Here is a 3670-nt window from a genome sequence, read left to right on the forward strand (position 1 = left end):
ATCCGGAGCAACGGATGGTCCAGGTCCATCGGTTGGGGTCGTCGCAGCGGCCGGGACCGGGCCGTCGGGCGAACCCGGAACGTCGCCCCAGGGCCGGGCATCGACCGGCGACACGGCGTCGGACGGTCTTCTGACGCCGGTGGAAGTCGCACCACCGGACGGCTCCGGAGCGTCGGACGCATGGCCCGGGGCATCACCCCAGGACGAACCGTCCACCGGAGCCACGACATCGGACGGCCGCCGAACGCCGGACGAGGCCGCACCATCGGACGGAGCCGGAACACCGGGCCCGCCCGGGGCGTCGGGCCGGGACGGGGAATCCGCCGGGGCCGCGAGATCGGACGGTCGCCGGACGTCGGACGGATCCGGATCGTCGGTCAGGACCGGAACATCACACGAACTCGAAGTGCCGGTCCTGGGCGGGACATCCGACTCCGAGGCCGAGTCATCAAACGGCCGCCGGGCATCGGACAGGACCGGATCGCCGGACACGGCCGGGGCACCACACGACCCCGAAGTACCGACCCGAGGCGGGACATCCGGCTCCGAGACCAAGCCACCAAACGGCCGCCGGACATCCGACGAAGCCTCGTCATCGGCCGGAAACGAAACGTCACGCGCGCCGGGAACATCGGCCCGGGACGGGGCGTCCGGCAGGGTCACCCCAGCAGGCGCTTCCCGGAGCCCGGTTGAGGCCGTCTCCTCGGACGGAACCGGGGCGTCGGCCCGGGACGGGACCGCGTCCGTGGCCGAATCGTCGGGCGGCGGTGCCTGGGCGGCGCTCTGGCCCGGTCTCTCCCGGACCGTGTTCCGGGCCGAGGTGAAGCGGTCGTCCAGGGAGTCGGGCGCGGTCGTCGGGCCCGTGTCCCCGGTGGCGTCGTCGTACAGCTGACCCCACCAGTCGTCCTCGGGACGGGCGGTGGGCCTTCCCCCCTGCTGGCTCATGCCCTGATTGTCACCACGCGGGCGCGCGGAAAACGGGGCATCGGGAAATTCCGGCCGCGAAAAGGTGAACGGCCGCCGGACGGTCCCACCCCCCACGGGGGGACCGCCCGACGGCGTGCTCGGTCCTCGCGGACCGGACTGTGTCGGCCACCCGCCGGGTGGCCGGATCACGGCGCACCGATGGCCGCCGTACCGAGCCCCACCTTGGCAGACGCACCTGTGATACGACGATGATGGCGGTGGCGGGTTTGCGCCGTGGCCGGTTCCCGCCAGCCACGGCCCGCCGTGACGGCCTGTTCTCGGACGGCCGCGCCACGGGACGCCGCGCATTCAGGTGGCTTGTACGCGCTCGGGGCGTACTCAGGGGAGGGACGGCGGGCGATGCTGACGGCGATAGGCCTGGACGACCGGCACGAGGCGGCGTACCGGGCGCTGGTGGCGGTGGGCGCGGCCGATGTGGCCGATCTGGCGCGGCGGTTGACGCTGGGGGTGCAGGACACCGAGCGCGCGTTGCAGGGGCTGGAGCGGCAGGGGCTCGCGGCCCGTTCCTCGGCACGGCCCGGCCGTTGGGTGGCGGCGCCGCCCGCGGTGGCGCTGGGCGCGCTGCTCACCCGGCAGCGGCACGAGCTGGAGCGGGCGGAGCTGGCCGCGGCGCTGCTCGCGCGGGAGTACCGGGCGGCGGCGGCCGAGCCCGCGGTGCACGACCTGGTGGAGGTGGTGACCGGCGCCTCGGCGGTCGCGCAGCGCTTCCTCCAGTTGCAGTTGGGCGCCGCCGAGGAGGTGTGCGCGCTGGTGACCGGGGCCCCGGTGGCGGTGACCGCGCCGGAGAACGAGGCGGAGGAGCAGGCGGCCGGGCGCGGGGTGCGCTACCGGGTGGTGGTGGAGCGCGCGGTGCTCGATCTGCCGCAGGCGCTCGGCGGGTTGACGGAGGCGCTCGGCCGGGGCGAGCGGGTGCGGATGGCGGACCGGGTGCCGACGAAGCTGGTGGTGGCCGACCGCTCGCTCGCGATGGTGCCGTTGACCTCGCACAGCGCGGAGCCGGCCGCGCTCGTGGTGCACGCCAGCGGTCTGCTGGAGCTGCTGGCCGGGCTGTTCGAGTCGGTGTGGCGGGAGGCGCTGCCGCTGCGGCTGAACACGGACGGCGCGGCCGAGGAGGTGCCGGACGGCCCGGACGGCACCGATCTGGAGGTGCTGTCGCTGCTGCTGGCCGGGCTGACCGACGCGAGCGTGGCCAAGCAGCTGGATCTGGGCCTGCGTACCGTGCAGCGCCGGGTGAAGCGGCTGATGGAGCTGGCCGGGGTGACCACCCGGCTGCAACTGGGCTGGCACGCCTATGAGCGCGGCTGGGTCACCCGTGGCCGGCCGGACTGATCCCGCCGAGCGCCTTGCGCACCGTCTCCGCAACCGCCGCCATCCCCGCGTCGGTGAAGTGCAGATGGTCGCCGGGGTCGTAGGCGGGGCGGATCCGGGTCGGCGCGGCCGGGTCGCGGACGACCGCGTCGGCGTCGGCGACCACGTCGAAGGCGCCGCCGGTGCGGATGAAGGCGTTGACCCGCTGCCGTACGTCCTCGCGGCCGTCCGTGTAGGCGGCGTAGCCGCGGAACGGGGTGAGGGTGACGCCGACGACCCGGATGCCGCGGGCGTGGGCGCGGGAGACGAGGGTGCGGTAGGCGTCGGCGTAGGCGGCGGGGTCGTTCGCCGGGGGCAGGCCCTTGATGTCGTTGATGCCCTCGAAGACGACGAGGATCCGCGCCCCGGCCCGGTCGAGCGCGTCGGCGTCGAGGCGGGTCAGGGCGCTGGGTCCGGTGCCTTCGTGCAGCAGCCGGTTGCCGCTGATCCCGGCGTTGAGGACGCCGAGCCCGTGCGCGCGCAGCCGGGCGGCGAGCCGGTCGGGCCAGCGGCGGTCGGTGTCGGGGGTGGATCCGGTGCCGTCGGTGAGGGAGTCACCGAAGGCCACGACGCTGCCGGTGGCACGGCCGAGCACGTCGACGCCGGTCACGTAGTACCAGGACTTGATGATCGTCTTGTACGACGACCCGCTCGTGTCATCGGCATGGCCCGCGCCCTTGGGGGCCACGTAGCTCGTCTGGAGGGCGCTTGCGTGGTAGGTGGCGCGGCCGTCGTCCTCGGGCGTGTACACGGTGACGAGGAGGTCGGCGGCGTCCGGCACGGTCAGCGGCACCCGGTCGCTGACGATGTCTCGGCCCGCCGGAACCGTGGTGGTGCGTGCGCCCTTGAAGGTGACGGCGTGCAGGGTACCGGGTGCGGCGTCCGGCCCCTGGGCCCGGCGCAGTGCCACGGTGACCGCTCCGAGCCGCAGCGGCGCGGTGCCGAGCCGGTTGCTGAGCCGGACCCGTACGGCGGTGCCGCCGACGCTGAGCCGGACGACATTGCGGATGGCCGCGCCGGGCCTCGCGGCGCTGGTCCCAGAGGGCGCGGTCTCCCAACTGCCGCTCCAGCGCGGTGCGGTGTGGACGGCACCGGGTGCGGCGGCGACGCCGACGGTGGCCCGGGTGCCCGGCAGGGCCAGCGCCAGCAGCAGGACCGTGAGGACCCGTTTCACCTTGCCCATTGCGCGCCCGCCCTTCCCCGTGTTCCGCCGGAGGTGACCGTGCCACAGCGGCGACCCGCATCGCCGTAAGTCGGCCGCGATTCCACCCGGTCGGCCCAATGGGCGACGGGCGGGAGGTGCCGACACGGGGGTGCAGGGCGCGGGGCCTACGAC

The 3670-nt window shown here is 74.8% G+C and carries 3 protein-coding genes; 2 read left to right on the forward strand and 1 reads right to left on the reverse strand.

Features of this window, described 5'->3' with window-relative positions:
- Positions 1–745: 745 nt before the first annotated feature.
- Positions 746–892, forward strand: a complete 147-nt coding sequence (locus CCN72_RS39805; RefSeq protein WP_161216553.1) for a hypothetical protein — start codon at positions 746–748, stop codon at positions 890–892.
- A gap of 434 nt (positions 893–1326) precedes the next feature.
- Complete coding sequence (locus tag CCN72_RS32845) at positions 1327–2316, forward strand: helix-turn-helix transcriptional regulator (RefSeq protein ID WP_085567190.1); 990 nt, start codon at positions 1327–1329, stop codon at positions 2314–2316.
- Here CCN72_RS32845 and CCN72_RS32850 read toward each other — a convergent pair.
- Positions 2294–3517, reverse strand: a complete 1224-nt coding sequence (locus CCN72_RS32850; RefSeq protein ID WP_086811873.1) for an SGNH/GDSL hydrolase family protein — start codon at positions 3515–3517, stop codon at positions 2294–2296. The two genes, CCN72_RS32845 and CCN72_RS32850, sit on opposite strands and share 23 nt — an antisense overlap.
- Between the last annotated feature and the right edge of the window lie 153 nt (positions 3518–3670).

The sequence above is a fragment of the Streptomyces murinus genome, from assembly GCF_002154555.1.
GTDB lineage: Bacteria > Actinomycetota > Actinomycetes > Streptomycetales > Streptomycetaceae > Streptomyces > Streptomyces murinus.

Excerpts from the sequence above, each read along its gene's own strand:
- CCN72_RS32850 (WP_086811873.1), bottom strand. The coding sequence starts at position 3,517 with ATGGGCAAGGTGAAACGGGTCCTCACGGTCCTGCTGCTGGCGCTGGCC.
- CCN72_RS32845 (WP_085567190.1), top strand. The coding sequence starts at position 1,327 with ATGCTGACGGCGATAGGCCTGGACGACCGGCACGAGGCGGCGTACCGG.